We start from the raw sequence: 15,538 nt of genomic DNA on the forward strand, positions 1-15,538 counted from the left end.
AAAACAACAAATCAGTCAACTTTAACACTATTAATCAGCCCTGCATAGTCATAATCGTCTTGTGTGAGCAAATCAACCCCGCAAGGCAAATTGCCTATCCAATCCAAAAAGCGATTAATCATGGCTTTGCCAACAAAAGATTTGCCATGCTGCGGTACAATCATCTCGACATCTAACTGCCGAACCGCATCTGCCCAAAAACGGGTGACTTTATTACTGACCATGTAGCGCTGATGAAACCCTCGCATAGTCGGAATATGGGAATCAAAATCTTCCACTGGTACATTCGCATCACCGAGCAACGAAGCCCCCATATCGCCTGAAAACAAAATTTTGCTGATGGGGTCATAAAACTGAAAATTACCTTCTGAATGCAGAAAGTGTGCAGGCAAAGCAAACAACTGGGTTTTACCCAAAGGCAACACCGCGCCTTCATCTGCCAGCGCAATCAAGCGCTTAAGATACCCTTCTTGCAGGCGGTCAGTGGTAAACGCGGAGTTAAGATGAGGTAAAAAACGCTCCCACAATCTTGAGATGACGATATTGGCTTGGGTATGCAATAGCCAGCGCGGCAATGACGCAATGATATCGGGGTCTTGGTGTGAGCCAATCACATAGCGGATATGCCTTATATCCGTATGTTTGAGCAGTGCTAGGGTTAGCGGCGTATAGGTCAAATCCCCACCTGGGTCAATAACAGCGCCGACAGTTTCTTCATCTGAGTGCAAAATTAAAAATTGATTGGACTGAATACCGTCACCTTTTACCAAATCACTAAACATAATGCACTGATGCTTGCCATTATCAAAAATTATTTTACCGCTCATAACCTATCTACCCATTTAACCGACAAATAAAACTTAGACCACTAATAAAACATGCTATAACATACGCTATAAAATGGTTTGCAAAGTGACTTTGAGTAACTTTGCAAACCATTGTTAACCGTTAGCTATCAACTTTAATACATTGGCTTTAAATCCCTAAAAATAGTAAGGATTATAGCATTTTATTGACGGGATTGAGGGCATTTTTGCCTAAATCAATGTTAACTAAATTGTGCTCAAATTTGTTTTTAGTGGTATCATACCAAGCAATTTTTTAGGCAAAATTTGTGCGGTTTAAGCGCATGATTGCTACAAACGGTAAAGGCAATTTGTTATGATTTTGGCACTTGAAAGTGTATTTGACCAATGCTCAGTGGCATTCGTGGAGTTAGCGGGTAATGTCATCGCTGAACAGACCCTTACGGGAAATCGTCTACAAACCCAGCAAATTTTGCCGATGATACATGCGTTGATGACGGCATCATCGATTGATTGGTCACAACTGACTGCGATTGCTTTTAATCGAGGTCCCGGGGCTTTTAGTGGTATACGCATTAATACGGCGGTAGCGCAAGCCATCGCCTTTGCCCATGATGTGCCATGTTTGCCTGTATCAAGCCTGCAAGCTATCGCCCAATCGGCATTTGAACGACACCAAAGCCCCCACGTATTGGCGCTGACAGATGCGCGCATGAACCAAGTGTACGCAGGTGAATACGCCATGAACGATGATATCATGCAACTTGTGGCAGGCGCTACTGAGCATTTACTTGATTATGACAGTGTGATAGACAAAGACTTAGCCTTAGTAGGAAATGGCGCAACCTTGGTCAATGCGCAGCTAGGTCAAGCCATATTTGCCGATATTCGCCCCTCAGCGGTTATCATTGCCAAACTTGGGCGAGCCTTATACCAGCAGCATCAATCCGTCCCTGCTGAGCTGGCGTTACCAGTTTATTTAAGAAATAACGCTTGGAAAACCCTAGCCGAACAACAAAACCCTTAAGTTGTCGGCTGATTACTCATATTGTGTTAAGTTTGACTCGCTACCCTTTACCTTGTTATAAGCGCAAAAATTGTTAGCTTTGACTGTTAATAACTAACATTGTTGGATACGTTATGGATCTTATTTTGATTTTTAAAGCCATCATCATGGGCATGGTTGAGGGCATTACCGAATTTTTACCGATTTCAAGTACCGGGCATTTAATTCTTGCCGACTCCTTGTTAAATTTTTGGACCAAAGATAAAGCCGACTTGTTTATCGTCGTCATTCAGCTGGGTGCGATTTCAGCGGTAATTTATTTGTACTGGGGACGGCTATGGCGTGCCTTGATGGGACTTATTACGGGTAAAGACCCTGAGCGTAAAAACCCGCGTCAATTGGGTATCTCGCTGATTATTTCCACCATTCCGATTATGCTGATAGGTTTGATGTTTGATAAAGCGTTAAAAGCGGCGTTGTTTAACCCAACCGTGGTGGCAATCTCATTGATTGTCGGTGGTTTAATTATCTTTTGGGCGGAGCGCCAACAACACAAACATACGGTCAAATATGCCGAAGCGGAAGATATTGATATTAAAACGGCGATTATCATTGGTTTGATTCAATGTCTTGCCTTGATTCCTGGTACTTCTCGCTCAGGGTCTACCATTATCGGCTCGCTATTTTTGGGGGTATCACGTAAGGCGTCTGCGGAGTATTCTTTCTTTTTAGGGATTCCTGTATTGGTGGGTGCTGGGCTACTAGATCTGACCAAAAACCATCATATTTTAACCACCACTGAAGACTGGACCATCATGGCAGTGGGTGTGGTGGTATCATTTATTTTTGCCATGATTTTCATCAAATGGTTGGTTAACTGGGTCAGTACCCGTGATTTTACGATTTTTGCTTGGTGGCGCATCGTGGTAGGCGTACTGGTACTCATCGCTGGCATGTTGGGCTATATTTAATTCGCAATGCTATCTCATCAATCAATCCAACTGTATTATGTTGACGCTTTGCCAAGCGAGCAGCGTTTGGCAAACGTCGAAACCATACTCGCCCCTTTATCCATCAATTTACAATTGCAAAAGATTACTAGCAAAGTAACTCAAAAATGGCTGAAATCAGTCGATGATAACAGTGTGCTGATTGATGAGGTAGGCGACGTTTTTGTCATCGCAGCTGGCATGAAAGTCAGCCCAAATTGGCAAAGCCTACAACAGCGGGTGGTCAAAGCAGGCAAAAAAACTGAGCTGCTACTCAAAGCCATGCAGCTACAAGCTAACATGACTGTCATCGATGCCACCGCAGGATTTGGGCATGATAGCTTAATCTTGGCAAGTACCGGTGCCAGTGTGACGTTGCTTGAACAGCAGCCACTCATGTTTTTGCTACTGCAACTTGAACAGCAAAAAATGGCGCAGCATCGCAACTGGCAAAAATTGATGAGTCGATTAACGATTTATCATGGCGATGCAATAGAGTTGCTGGCTAAATTGCCAAAAGTCGACCGTGTCTATCTAGATCCGATGTTTCCCGCTGATAGCTACAAATCAGCGGTTAATAAACATATGCAGATGTTGCATACTGTGACGACCCCGCCGTCGATTGCGCAAGCCCAACAATTATTGTCGGCGGCGTTGGCGCAAATAACCCCACAGGGTATGGTGGTAGTTAAACGACCTAAATCAGCGCCTTTTTTTGCCAACCAATCACCTAATCTAAGCCTATCAAATGATATCGTGCGTTTTGATAATTATTTGAACAGCATTTAGTTTTAACAGCGTTTAGAGGAAGTATTAAAAAAAGCTGATGGGTATCAGCTTTTTTTGTGGGTTTAGTTGTTATTGACCTACTTTTTGGTTACCGACGGCAGGCGCTGCATCATCGCTAGCTTTTGGTGCATTGGGCGAGGCAGGGGCATTATCAATCACGGTATCATTTTCCGTAATCTTATCCATGTCTGAATTATCCGCGCCGCCGTCATCGGTAGCGTCTGCCTCAGTGCTACTCGCTGACATCGCATCAACAGGGGTCGCTGCTGTGCCACTGGCGCTGGCAGCATCAGGACCGGCATCCACGTTAGCATTGGCTTCGGTCACAGCGGCGCTATTTTTTTCATCGGCAGGCGCAGCTGACATTGGTACGGCTTGTGATTCTGCCGCTGATGCTGCCGCGGCGTTGTCTGTGCTGTCTGTCTTTTTATCACAAGCTGTCAACGTAAGCGCCGATACTAAACTCAGCATGGTGATTTTTGCTAGGGTGTTTTGCATGGGTATTCCTCTACTATCAATAAATCGCTCAATCCGACAATGTACTTGATAGCCTATATAGTCAAAATTGTTCAATCAACAAGGTTGCTAATTCAAAGATGATAATGATGTCACCTTAAATTTTACCATGGCATTGCTTGTATTTTAAACCCGAACCACATGGACAAGGGGCATTTCGGCTAATGGCTAAGTTGGCATACGGATTGTCACCATTTTCAGCCATCTCTGGACTCGCGGTTGCCGCGGCTGAGCCGCTAAGACCAAATGAATATGTGGCTCGCGTGCGTTGCTGGCTGTTACGCGCAATCATGTCTTCATCGTCACTCAGCTCACCGGTCACGCCATTCATTTCTTGGTGCTCAAAATGCAGACGCATCATCTCAGCTTGTTCACGTTGCTGGCGCTCAAGCTCAGCAATTTCTTCTGGCGTTGGGATATGCACACGCGCTAAATCTTGCACGGTTTCAGACTTAATAGCACCGAGCATACTTTGGAACAATGAGAAAGATTCAGATTTATATTCTTGCTCAGGATTTTTTTGCGCATAGCCTCGCAGATGAATACCTTTACGCAGTTGATCCATTTGGTTTAAATGTTCTTTCCAATGCTTATCTAGGCTAGATAGCATAAAGTGACGCTCAAGTTGGGCGGCATTTTCTTCACCCATTTGCTCACGGCGAGCGCGGTAGTTGAGTAGCGCAGCCTCAATGATTTTTTGGCGTAAGCCTTCTTCATCCAAACGACGATCGGCATCTAGCCAGTCATTGATTGGCATATAAATACGAAACTCATTTTCAAGCTCGTCTTCAAGCCCATCAATGTCCCATTGGTCATCAATCGAGCCGGGCGGCACGAATTGGTCAATCAAGGCATTGTATACATCATAGTGCATCGCTTCGATACCTGCTTGTAGATTACTTTGGGCAAGCAGTTCATCGCGCTGTTTATAGATAACCTTACGTTGTTCGTTGGCAACATCATCGTATTTGAGTAGACTCTTACGGGCATCAAAGTCACGGTTTTCCACTTTGCTTTGGGCGTTTTCAATCGAGCGTGACACCATTTTGTGTTCAATGGCTTCGTCTTCTTTTAGCCCCATCGCGCGCATCATATTCACCACGCGATCACCAGCGAAAATCCGCATCAAGTCATCTTCAAGCGACAAGAAAAAGCGTGACTCCCCCGGGTCACCTTGACGACCCGCACGACCCCGCAATTGGTTATCAATACGGCGTGATTCGTGACGCTCAGAACCGATGATATGTAAACCACCCGCCTCTAGCACTTGTTGGTTTCGCACTTGCCATTCGGCATGGGCTTGCTCTTTCATTTCGGGGGTGACGTTGTCGATTTTGGCGAGCTCGGCTTGCCAGTTACCTCCCAAGATAATATCGGTACCGCGACCTGCCATGTTGGTAGCAATAGTGACCGCATTGGGGCTACCCGCTTGCGCGATAATATCGGCTTCACGCTCGTGCTGTTTGGCATTAAGGACGTTATGTTGAATGCCTTCTTGCGTCAATAATTCTGAAAGCACTTCACTGGCTTCAATGGTTGCCGTCCCCACCAAAATCGGCGCCTGTTTTTCTTGAATGCGTTTGATTTCGCGGATGATGCCTTGATATTTGCCCATTTTACTTAGGAAAATTTGGTCATCGAGGTCAATACGCTGAATCGGTTTGTGGGTTGGGATAATCACCACATCTAAATCGTAAGTTTGTTTAAATTCCGCAGCTTCGGTATCGGCTGTACCCGTCATGCCTGAGAGTTTGTCATACAGACGGAAATAATTTTGGAATGTCGTGGTGGCGAGCGTTTGGTTTTCGGCTTGGATTTCAACTTGTTCTTTGGCTTCAACCGCTTGGTGCAACCCTTCTGACCAGCGGCGACCTGGCATGGTACGCCCTGTGTTTTCATCAACAATGATGACTTCGCCTTCATGCACGATATAGTGAATGTTTTTAACAAATAAATGGTGCGCACGAATCGCGGCTTGGACGTGGGCTAGTAGTGGCAAGCGCGTTGGGCTATATAGACTCTCGTTTTCGCCAAGCTCGCCTTTTTCCACCAAGAATTTTTCGATTTTCTCGTAGCCTTTTTCGCTGATTTCGATTTGGCGATTTTTTTCATCAATCCAAAAATCCTGCTCACGGTTTTCGCGGTTGCCTTCTTCGGTTTCTGAACGCTTGAGGCGCGGGATGATGGTGTCAATCAGCCGGTACATAGCCGATGAGTCTTCAGCTTGACCCGAGATAATCAGCGGCGTACGCGCTTCATCAATCAAAATCGAGTCAATCTCATCGATGATACAATAGTTGAGTCCGCGCTGTTTTTTCTCATCTAGGCGAAATACCATATTGTCACGTAGGTAGTCAAAGCCGTATTCGTTGTTGGTACCATAGGTAATATCCGCGGCATAGGCCTCAAATTTTTCCATCGGGTCTTGCTGTGAGTAAATCACGCCGACAGTCAAGCCCAAAAAGTCAAACAACGGGCGGTTTAATTCGGCATCGCGGCTTGCCAAGTAGTCATTGACGGTAACCACATGCACGCCTTTACCGCTAATCGCGTTGAGATATATCGCAAGCGTTGCCATCAAGGTTTTACCTTCACCCGTGCGCATCTCGGCGATTTTACCTTCGTGCAGGGTGATACCCCCGATGAGCTGTACATCGTAGTGACGCATGCCAAGGACACGGCTTGAGGCTTCACGACAGACCGCAAAGGCTTCAGGTAAAATGGTATCTAGGCTAGTACCCTGCTCAAACTGGGTTTTAAATTCCGCAGTTTTCTGTTTTAATGCTTCGTCAGAGAGGGGCTGGATTTTGGGTTCTAAGGCGTTGATTTTGTCGACCAACTTACGCATTCGCTTAAGCTCACGGTCGTTTTTGGTGCCGATAACCTTGCCTATCATTTTGCCTAACATACGAGGATTTTCCTAAAGTGCTCAAATCAATAAGTGCGATGACTTTTAATACGATGACGGTTAATAAAGGTGTTCAAAATAAATTTTGCTATTATATATGGGTTTGCTTTTTTTAGATACAAGGTTATGACAGCCTGTGAGTTTGAACCGCTCGCCTCATCCGCCTATTAACTCTTAGGCGATCACTTATCAGCCGATTAACTCCCAAGCAATGTCGTCAAGCTTTAAAATAATCACAGTTCAATAACGAGTCTCGTTAAATAAGTGAAATAACATATTATTTAATATGCCTGATGAATTGATACGATAAAGCGACTGGATGTTTGCACCTTTTCTTTGCAGCTTGATTTTTATTACCTTTATCTTTATGAATCCATCCCCATAATTGAGCTTTATTTTCGAAATTTTCATTGTTGAAATTTTCTTGAAAGATTTTAACCCCATCTTTGCCATTATGCTATCGAGTTTGCTATGACTGCCCCATTGACGCCACAACAACTGATTCATCAATTACCCAAAGCCGAACTCCACGTGCATATCGAAGGCACGTTTGAGCCGGAGTTGATGTTTGCCATCGCTAAACGCAACCAAATCGATATACCCTACCAAACCATTGAAGATGTCAAAAATGCCTATAATTTTCATAATTTACAATCGTTTTTGGATATCTACTATGCCGGCGCAAACGTTTTGGTCAAACAGCAGGATTTTTATGATTTAGCGTGGGCGTATTTTGAAAAATGCCAGGCTGATAATGTGGTGCATACGGAGATTTTCTTTGACCCACAGACACATACTGAGCGGGGGGTGGATTTTGCCACCTGTTTTCAAGGGCTTTATCAAGCCAGCTTAGATGCCAAAGCAAAAATGGGTATCACCTCGCATTGGATTTTGTGTTTTTTGCGTCATTTGAGCGAAGACAGCGCGTTTGCCACCCTTGAGCAGGCTTTGCCATTTAAAGATAATATCATTGGCGTGGGGCTTGACTCTAGCGAAGTGGGCAATCCACCCGCCAAGTTTGAACGGGTATTTGCCAAAGCTCGAGCGCTTGGGTTTTTGACGGTTGCGCATGCGGGCGAAGAAGGCGATCCCGCGTATGTTTGGCAAGCATTAGATTTACTAAAGGTCAATCGTATCGATCACGGTGTGCGTTCGGCTGAAGATGATAAACTCATGCAACGCTTGATAGCCGAGCAAATGCCGTTGACGGTGTGTCCGTTAAGTAATCTTAAACTAAAAGTGGTGCAAGACATGGGCGAGCACAATATCAAAACCATGCTGCACCAAGGTGTGTGCGTGACGGTGAACTCAGATGACCCGGCGTACTTTGGTGGCTATATGAATGACAACTTTGTCGCTATTGAGCAAGCGTTAGCGCTATCAAATGACGATATCAAACAATTGGCAATCAACAGCTTTAACGCGTCTTTTATAGGGGATGCTGAAAAACAGCATTGGATCTCAAAAATCGCATCGCTTTAAGCTTTTAAATAAGCTGGAAGAAACAAGCTCGAAAAAATAGGCTGGCAGAAATAAGCTACAAGTAACGTGCATGCCAGCCTTAACCAACCTCACACACCCAACATGGTGCGACAAACGCACCTGTTGATTAATTTGATAACATTTAAATATTATGCCCCAGACCATGCCTCACAATCTTGACCATCACACCCCCATGATGCAGCAATATCTTACGCTAAAAGCGGATTATCCGCATGCCTTGGTGCTGTACCGAATGGGCGATTTCTATGAGCTGTTTTTCGATGATGCCAAGCTTGCTGCCGATATTTTGGGCATCACCTTGACCCGACGTGGCAAAGATAAACAGGGCAATACCATCCCGATGGCAGGCGTGCCGTTTCATTCGGCAGACGGCTATATTGCTCGGCTGATTAATGCCGGGCAAACCGTGGTGGTCTGTGAACAAGTCGAAGAAGAAAAGCCAGAAGACAGCCTTGAAGAAAACACTGTAGCAACAGACACTGCAGGCAAAAGCATAGCAAAAAAAACCAGCAAAACAAAAGCCAATGCCGCTAAGATTATGGAACGTAAAGTCGTCCGTACCTTAACCGCAGGAACACTGACTGATGATAGCCTTATCACCCAAGGGCAGACGCCAACGGTCGTCGCTATCAGCTTTGCCAAACAGCAAATGTCGGTGGGATTGGCACAGCTGGATTTGGCACAAGGGCAAATCCGCGTCACTGAGCTTAACTGCGATAGCCATACTGCGCTACAAAGTGAGCTTGCTAATACCCTCGCCCGCTTTGATCCCAGTGAAGTGCTGATAGATGAGCAGCTGTCTGAGGCATGGCAACATTTTTTGCAGGACTGTTTGAGCGCAAATAGCCCAACAGCTACCCTGCCACCGATTTTGTCACAGCCGCACAGTTATTTTCTCCCCAATAACGCCCTTGAACACCTCACCCAACATCTAAGCGTCACCACGCTGGCAGGGTTTGGCATTGAGCAAAAACCGCTTGCCATCTCATCGGCATCGGTTGTACTGCATTACGGCAAACAGACCCAGCAAGCTGATTTACGCCATATTCGCAGCCTGCAGCTCGAGCATAACGGCGATTTTTTGCAGCTTGATACCATCAGTCAGCAAAATTTGGAAATTTTTAAACCCGTGTTGGCATCGGGTATTTCGCTGTTATCGGTGATTGATCACTGCCAAACGCCGATGGGAAAACGCGCTCTAGTCCATCATTTGCACCGACCGCTACGCAATGTCACCCTGATTAACCGCAGGCTTGATGCGGTTGAACAACTGATGACATTACCGATAGCAGCGTTTGAATTGCTTAAACAAACCTTAAGCGAAATGAGCGATATCGAACGCATTGGGGGACGCATTGGCTTGGGTTCAGCAAAACCGACCGATTTGCTCAAATTGCGTCTGAGTCTGGCGCAAGCGTTAGCGTTGTCAAAGCAGTTGCAGCAACATTTTGATTTTACCACCATAACGACGCTTAGTGCTGAGACGCCTTTGCTTGCCATGCTTAGCAAACAGCTACCTGACTTAGCCTTAACTGATAGCTTTGCCAATATCCATGCCTTGCTAGAGCAAGCGATTGTCGATGAGCCGCCCGCCCACATCCGTGATGGCGGCATGATAAAAAAGGGCTATGACCCACAGCTTGATGAATTACAAAATCTGCATGGCAATATCGAGCAAACTTTGGAAGCATTGGCGGCGCAAGAGCGGCAAAAAAACAACCTGCCCATGCTCAAAGTGGGCTTTAATAAAGTGAGCGGATTTTATTTTGAACTCAGTGCCCTACAAGCCAAGCACGCGCCTGAATATTTTACTCGCCGTCAAACGCTCAAAAATGCTGAACGCTTTATCACGCCAGCGCTCAAAACTATTGAAGAATCCTATTTATCAGCTCAAGGGCAAGCGTTGACCCTTGAAAAACGTATCTATGAAAATCTGCTCCATCAGCTCAAGTCACAGCTTGGCGATGTGCAGCGCCTTGCCAAAGCGATTGGGTATTTGGACGTGCTTGCCAACTGGGTCAGCCTAACGCGTTTGCAGAATCATTCTCATCATAGTAAAAACTGGTGCCGCCCGTTGTTTAATACCACGGATGATACCGCAAGCCTCAATATCCAAGGGGGACGCCATATCGTGGTTGAAGCAGGTCAACAGCGCCAAGCTCACCATCAGACGCCATCGCTTGACCCATTTGTCGCCAATGACTGTGTCATGGGAACAGCCACCCAACTTGAACGCTTAATGCTCATCACCGGGCCCAATATGGGCGGTAAATCGACCTACATGCGTCAAACCGCCCTCATCGTGCTACTTGCTTGTTGTGGCGCGTATGTCCCTGCGCAGTCGGTGACGCTCGGTCGTATTGAGCGGATTTTTACCCGCATTGGCTCGGCAGATGACTTGGCAAGTGGTAAATCAACCTTTATGGTCGAGATGATTGAAACCGCCAATATCATGAACCAAGCCAATGCCAACTCATTGGTACTCATGGATGAAGTCGGTCGTGGCACCAGCACCCAAGATGGTCTAGCAATTGCGCATGCGTGCGTGAATTATTTAGCAGAAAAAATTGGCTGTTTGACCCTATTTGCCACCCATTATTTTGAGCTCACTGAACTGGCTGAGCGCCACCCCAAAATGTTTAATCAACACCTTGTTACCCAAGAAATCAACGGGCAGTTACTACTACTGCATAAAATCGCACCCGGGGCGACGCATCGCAGTTTTGGACTGCATGTCGCCAAAATGGCAGGTTTGCCGCAAGACTTATTAGCCCAAGCGCAATATTATTTGGATAACCAAAGCGAACAAAAAAGCTTGCCCAACAATTCTTTACCCTATCCACCAAAAGATGAGCAGCAAATGGGGCTAGATTTGCAAAGTGCAGCAGCTGACTATCAAACGTTGAAGGCTGATGAATATAAGCTTAGCCAACAACTCAACGCCCTAAACCCTGACGAGCTGACGCCGAAACAGGCGTTAGAATTTATTTATTCATTAAAGGAATTGTTAAAAAAAGCGTAACGCGCTAAAATAATACGATTGTATTTTTTATGCTTTTAACATTTGTGCAACTAAAAAAAGGTAGCCACCGCCATGACTTTCGTCGTTACTGATAACTGTGTTCGTTGTAAATATACTGACTGCGTTGAAGTCTGTCCTGTGGACTGTTTCTATGAAGGTCCGAATTTTTTGGTCATCCATCCTGATGAATGTATTGACTGTGCGCTGTGTGAGCCAGAATGTCCTGCCAATGCGATTTTCTCAGAAGATGAAGTACCAAAAGGTCAAGAAATATACATCGAACTGAACGCAGAACTCGCCGAAAAATGGCCAAACATCTCAGCTATGCACGACCCACTACCCGACGCCAAAGAATGGGATGGCGTACCCAATAAATTACAGTATATTGAAAGATAGCCTTTCTAACATACGCCATTTTGGTGATTTTTAGCAAGATGCTATAAAGATGCTATAAACAAGATGCTATAAAACAGCCTATACAACGCGGACGGCAATCAGTGAATACTGATTGCCGTTTTTATATTGCCATCTCTTATTACGTCAACGTTGTTGTCTATTTGCTTAACTTAACGTCTTTAGCTTAGCCTTTTTTTGCAAATTGATTATGAAAAAAAACGCGCTATGGATTAGCGCGTTTTTAGTGTCACAGTAACATCAGCCTTTTACGGCACTGCCCCAAACTGGCACCACGGTTTGCATCAATGGTTTTAACAGTTTGATATTTGCCGCAAAGATAGAACCTGTTTGCATTGCATTGTGTGCGCCTGTATGGTCAACCACAGTACCGCGTGCTTCAGTGACAATCAATTCACCGGCACAGATATCCCAAGGTTTGATAGACATTTCAAAATAACCATCAAACCGTCCCGCTGCTACATATGCCAAATCCAACGCGGCTGAACCCACACGGCGCACTTGACCGCCTTGTTCGCAGATTTTTTGTAAGCTTTCAAAATGCTCCTTGGCATACGATACTTTACCTTCCGCGCGGTTACGCTCAAGCGGATGACCTGTGGTAAAAAAGCCGCCATCAATGGTTTTATGCTCACTGACGCTGATACGGCGTTGGTTGAGACGCGCGCCTTTACCACGACTGGCTGAGAACATCTCATCACGCACTGGGTCATAGATGATGCCATGTTCGGTGACGCCATTTTTTTGCACGCCGATTGAGACACAAAAATGCGGCAAACCATGAATAAAATTGTGGGTACCATCTAATGGATCAATGACCCAGCACCAGTCTTTATCATTGCCCTTGCCTTCTTGTAGCCCAAATTCTTCACCCAAAAATGAGTGGGTTGGGTAGCTTTCTTTGAGCATCGCGATCAATAATTCTTCGCTGTAACGGTCGATTTGGGTCACCAAACCATCTAAGCCTTTGCTTTCAATCGTGAACTCTAGCTTGTGGCGATTGTTGTGTGCATTTAAAATCTCTTGACCTACTTTTTGTGCAGCGCGGGCTGCCATGACGACCATCGGTTCCATAATTGACCTTTTGTTGAAGGATAAAAATCTAAAATTTATGACAAAATCGTTTGCATCTGTTTGACCACACCCGCGACATCTAGCCCACAATCGGCTAATTGCTGCTCAGGGCTGCCATGCGCGATATATTTATCGGGGATACCGATATTAAGTAGCGTTGGCAAGGTTTGGCTTGTTTTTGCTGCTTGAGCAACGAGGTATTCATTGACCGCACTACCGGCACCGCCCATGATTTGGTGTTCTTCAAGGGTAACAATGGAGCAGTTTTGCGCCAATAGAGTATCCAGTAATTCGCTGTCTAACGGTTTAACAAACCGCATATTATAAACAAAAAACGTCGTCGTTGGGTAAGTTTCGGCTAAGTTTTGACACGCCGTGACCGCTGTCTTTACCATGGTACCAAAAGCAAGCACCGCAACTTTTTTCTCTACGTTGCTCGTACCGGCTGCAGTAGCATCAATAGTCTGCTCTAGTTGTGCCTTACCGATTGGATACATCGCTTGGTTTTTATCAATCTCTGCCCCAATGCCATTGCCACGTGGATAACGCACCGCAGAGGGTCCAATATGTTCATAACAGGTATTGAGTAAGTTATAGCATTCATTCTCATCTTTGGGACAAGCAATCACCATATTAGGCACAGTTCGCATAAAAGCGATGTCAAACACCCCCGCATGGGTCGCGCCGTCTTCACCGACCAAGCCCGCACGGTCAATGGCGAACATGACATCCAAATTTTGCAAAGCCACATCGTGAATCAGTTGGTCATAGCCACGTTGTAAAAATGTGGAGTAAATCGCGACAATCGGTTTGACGCCTTGGGTCGCCATACCGCCCGCTAGCGTCACTGCATGTTGCTCGGCAATCGCCACATCAAAGAATTGGCTGGCAAAGCGCTTGGCAAATTCGGTCATACCTGAGCCTTCAGCCATCGCCGGGGTAATTGCCATCAATTGTTTGTCAGTGGCGGCTTTATCGCAGATAAACTCACCAAACACTTGCGAGTATTTTTTGGCGGGAGTAGGCACTGGCTTTTGGCTGTCAACTGGCACAGATTTTTCTTGCGCTGGGTTGATTTTTTTAAGTTTGGTAATGGCATGATAAGTAATCGGGTCGCATTCTGCAGGTAAAAAGCCTTTACCTTTGACCGTATGTACATGGACGAGTACCGCACCTTGTAACTGCTTGACCCGTTCAAATACCTGCGTCAATTTGGCAACATCATGCCCATCAAATGGTCCAAAATACTGAAAGCCGATGGCTTTAAATAAGTTTTCGGGAAACACTTCATCAATGAGTTTATTGGCGATTTTCTCAGGTAATGTCTCTAACTGAGAGGGTTTAGGAATACCTTTTTCTGCCAATTTTTCGACAATTTTATTGGGCAGGCGCGAGGTCCAATCATCTAAGGCTTCGTTTGCCATGTGCAAATAATGACGAATACGGCGGTCTTCACTAGAGATGACGCGCTTGGTAAAAATAGCATCACCGTTTTTATCGATATCGACTGCCAAACCACGCTGCCAGAGGGTGGCTAAATGTTTAGAAAATCCGCCCGTTGCCTGTGAGATTGACATGTCATTATCGTTGAGCACCACAATCAAATCGGCATTTTGCTGCACCGCGTCATTCATCGCTTCAAACGCCATGCCGCCTGTCATAGCACCATCACCGACGATGCTAACCACTTTGTCACGTTTGCCTAAATAGCGCATAGCAAGCGACATGCCTAGCCCTGCAGAAATCGCCGTCGATGAATGCCCAACGCCAAAAGTATCATACTCAGACTCATGACGCTCAGGGAAGGCAGTCAGCCCATGTTGGCTACGAATGGTGGTAAGCTTGTCACGGCGACCCGTTAAAATTTTGTGGGGATAGGCTTGGTGCCCTACGTCCCAGACAATTTGGTCTTTGGGTGAGTTAAAGACATAATGCAGTGCAATGGTCAGCTCAACGACGCCAAGGTTAGAACCAAAATGCCCGCCGCTGACGCCCGTTGTATACAGCAAAAACTCGCGCAGTTCATCGGCTAATTGCTGCAATTGCGCGGTACTCATTTTTTTTAGGTCGTTAGGACTGTCCACCCCATCGAGCAGCGGCGTATGCGGCTTTAGCATAGGGATGGTATCAAAGTTTTTTAATGAGTAGTTTTGGTTAGCTATTTTAGTTTTTGACATATCTTGGCTGACACTTTTCATTGCTTACAGGCACTCGATGAGCCTTGTTAACACAGGTGAAAAAAATAAATGGTAAAACGCACAATGACTATTAACACCTTATTGTTGGCACAAAATTGGCACAAGATACGGGCACAAAGTTGACAGACTGCCAAAGCGTTGGGCGCTTGAAAATCGAGGTGACTAAGCTAGCATTACCAGCTTTGAATTGCCAATGTGGCGCATGAATGTGGCATAATAGCATTTTTTTGTTGATTAAACATCAAACCTCGCTATTTTAGATTGTATCTTATAGCTTCTATAAAGTTTAGCTTAGCGCCTTGAATTTTTGATA

General features: G+C 45.4%; 11 protein-coding genes. 6 read left to right on the forward strand and 5 right to left on the reverse strand.

Annotation, left to right across the window (positions count from 1 at the left end):
* Positions 1 to 11: 11 nt before the first annotated feature.
* Positions 12 to 827 (reverse strand): oxygen-binding di-iron domain-containing protein, encoded by an 816-nt coding sequence (locus RT034_RS03155; protein WP_313013592.1) that lies wholly within the window; start codon positions 825 to 827, stop codon positions 12 to 14.
* A 334-nt stretch (positions 828 to 1,161) separates the two neighbouring features.
* Here RT034_RS03155 and tsaB point away from each other — a divergent pair, with 334 nt between their 5' ends.
* The 3 genes from tsaB (at position 1,162) to RT034_RS03170 (ending at position 3,590) form a co-directional block, all read left to right on the forward strand.
* Positions 1,162 to 1,833 carry a tRNA (adenosine(37)-N6)-threonylcarbamoyltransferase complex dimerization subunit type 1 TsaB gene (gene tsaB / locus RT034_RS03160; protein WP_313013595.1) on the forward strand — a complete coding sequence of 224 codons (672 nt, stop codon included), beginning with the start codon at positions 1,162 to 1,164 and terminating at the stop codon, positions 1,831 to 1,833.
* A 113-nt stretch (positions 1,834 to 1,946) separates the two neighbouring features.
* Positions 1,947 to 2,783 (forward strand): undecaprenyl-diphosphate phosphatase, encoded by an 837-nt coding sequence (locus tag RT034_RS03165; protein ID WP_312539432.1) that lies wholly within the window; start codon positions 1,947 to 1,949, stop codon positions 2,781 to 2,783.
* Positions 2,784 to 2,789: 6 nt separating this feature from the next.
* Entirely contained in the window at positions 2,790 to 3,590 is an 801-nt protein-coding gene (locus tag RT034_RS03170) for a class I SAM-dependent methyltransferase (protein WP_313013601.1), read from the forward strand.
* A gap of 69 nt (positions 3,591 to 3,659) precedes the next feature.
* On the opposite strand, the gene RT034_RS03175 is transcribed toward RT034_RS03170, so the two are convergent.
* Both RT034_RS03175 and secA read right to left on the reverse strand, forming a co-directional pair.
* Positions 3,660 to 4,088, reverse strand: coding sequence for a hypothetical protein (locus RT034_RS03175; protein WP_313013604.1), 429 nt, complete (start codon positions 4,086 to 4,088; stop codon positions 3,660 to 3,662).
* Positions 4,089 to 4,203: 115 nt separating this feature from the next.
* Entirely contained in the window at positions 4,204 to 7,014 is a 2,811-nt protein-coding gene (secA, locus tag RT034_RS03180) for a preprotein translocase subunit SecA (protein ID WP_313013607.1), read from the reverse strand.
* 471 nt (positions 7,015 to 7,485) lie between these two features.
* Here secA and RT034_RS03185 point away from each other — a divergent pair, with 471 nt between their 5' ends.
* The 3 genes from RT034_RS03185 to fdxA all read left to right on the forward strand — a co-directional run bounded on the left by RT034_RS03185 (position 7,486) and on the right by fdxA (position 11,935).
* Positions 7,486 to 8,496, forward strand: a complete 1,011-nt coding sequence (locus RT034_RS03185) for an adenosine deaminase (protein ID WP_065263064.1) — start codon at positions 7,486 to 7,488, stop codon at positions 8,494 to 8,496.
* Between the two features lie 163 nt (positions 8,497 to 8,659).
* A complete protein-coding gene (mutS, locus tag RT034_RS03190; RefSeq protein WP_313013610.1) occupies positions 8,660 to 11,539 on the forward strand; it encodes a DNA mismatch repair protein MutS in 2,880 nt (959 codons plus the stop codon).
* Between the two features lie 72 nt (positions 11,540 to 11,611).
* Entirely contained in the window at positions 11,612 to 11,935 is a 324-nt protein-coding gene (gene fdxA / locus RT034_RS03195) for a ferredoxin FdxA (RefSeq protein ID WP_007115596.1), read from the forward strand.
* 258 nt (positions 11,936 to 12,193) lie between these two features.
* Here the strand turns inward: fdxA and RT034_RS03200 are convergent, their stop codons facing one another.
* Positions 12,194 to 13,027 carry an inositol monophosphatase family protein gene (locus tag RT034_RS03200; RefSeq protein ID WP_007115595.1) on the reverse strand — a complete coding sequence of 278 codons (834 nt, stop codon included), beginning with the start codon at positions 13,025 to 13,027 and terminating at the stop codon, positions 12,194 to 12,196.
* 35 nt (positions 13,028 to 13,062) lie between these two features.
* Complete coding sequence (locus RT034_RS03205) at positions 13,063 to 15,204, reverse strand: 1-deoxy-D-xylulose-5-phosphate synthase (RefSeq protein WP_313013616.1); 2,142 nt, start codon at positions 15,202 to 15,204, stop codon at positions 13,063 to 13,065.
* Between the last annotated feature and the right edge of the window lie 334 nt (positions 15,205 to 15,538).

It is taken from the genome of Moraxella sp. CTOTU48841, from assembly GCF_032061225.1.
Lineage (GTDB): Bacteria > Pseudomonadota > Gammaproteobacteria > Pseudomonadales > Moraxellaceae > Faucicola > Faucicola cinerea.

Bases quoted from the DNA above. Each gene is read 5' to 3' on its own strand.
- RT034_RS03155 (WP_313013592.1), bottom strand. From the start codon at position 827: ATGAGCGGTAAAATAATTTTTGATAATGGCAAGCATCAGTGCATTATG.
- tsaB (WP_313013595.1), top strand. From the start codon at position 1,162: ATGATTTTGGCACTTGAAAGTGTATTTGACCAATGCTCAGTGGCATTC.
- RT034_RS03165 (WP_312539432.1), top strand. From the start codon at position 1,947: ATGGATCTTATTTTGATTTTTAAAGCCATCATCATGGGCATGGTTGAG.
- RT034_RS03170 (WP_313013601.1), top strand. From the start codon at position 2,790: ATGCTATCTCATCAATCAATCCAACTGTATTATGTTGACGCTTTGCCA.
- RT034_RS03175 (WP_313013604.1), bottom strand. From the start codon at position 4,088: ATGCAAAACACCCTAGCAAAAATCACCATGCTGAGTTTAGTATCGGCG.
- secA (WP_313013607.1), bottom strand. From the start codon at position 7,014: ATGTTAGGCAAAATGATAGGCAAGGTTATCGGCACCAAAAACGACCGT.
- RT034_RS03185 (WP_065263064.1), top strand. From the start codon at position 7,486: ATGACTGCCCCATTGACGCCACAACAACTGATTCATCAATTACCCAAA.
- mutS (WP_313013610.1), top strand. From the start codon at position 8,660: ATGCCTCACAATCTTGACCATCACACCCCCATGATGCAGCAATATCTT.
- fdxA (WP_007115596.1), top strand. From the start codon at position 11,612: ATGACTTTCGTCGTTACTGATAACTGTGTTCGTTGTAAATATACTGAC.
- RT034_RS03200 (WP_007115595.1), bottom strand. From the start codon at position 13,027: ATGGAACCGATGGTCGTCATGGCAGCCCGCGCTGCACAAAAAGTAGGT.
- RT034_RS03205 (WP_313013616.1), bottom strand. From the start codon at position 15,204: ATGTCAAAAACTAAAATAGCTAACCAAAACTACTCATTAAAAAACTTT.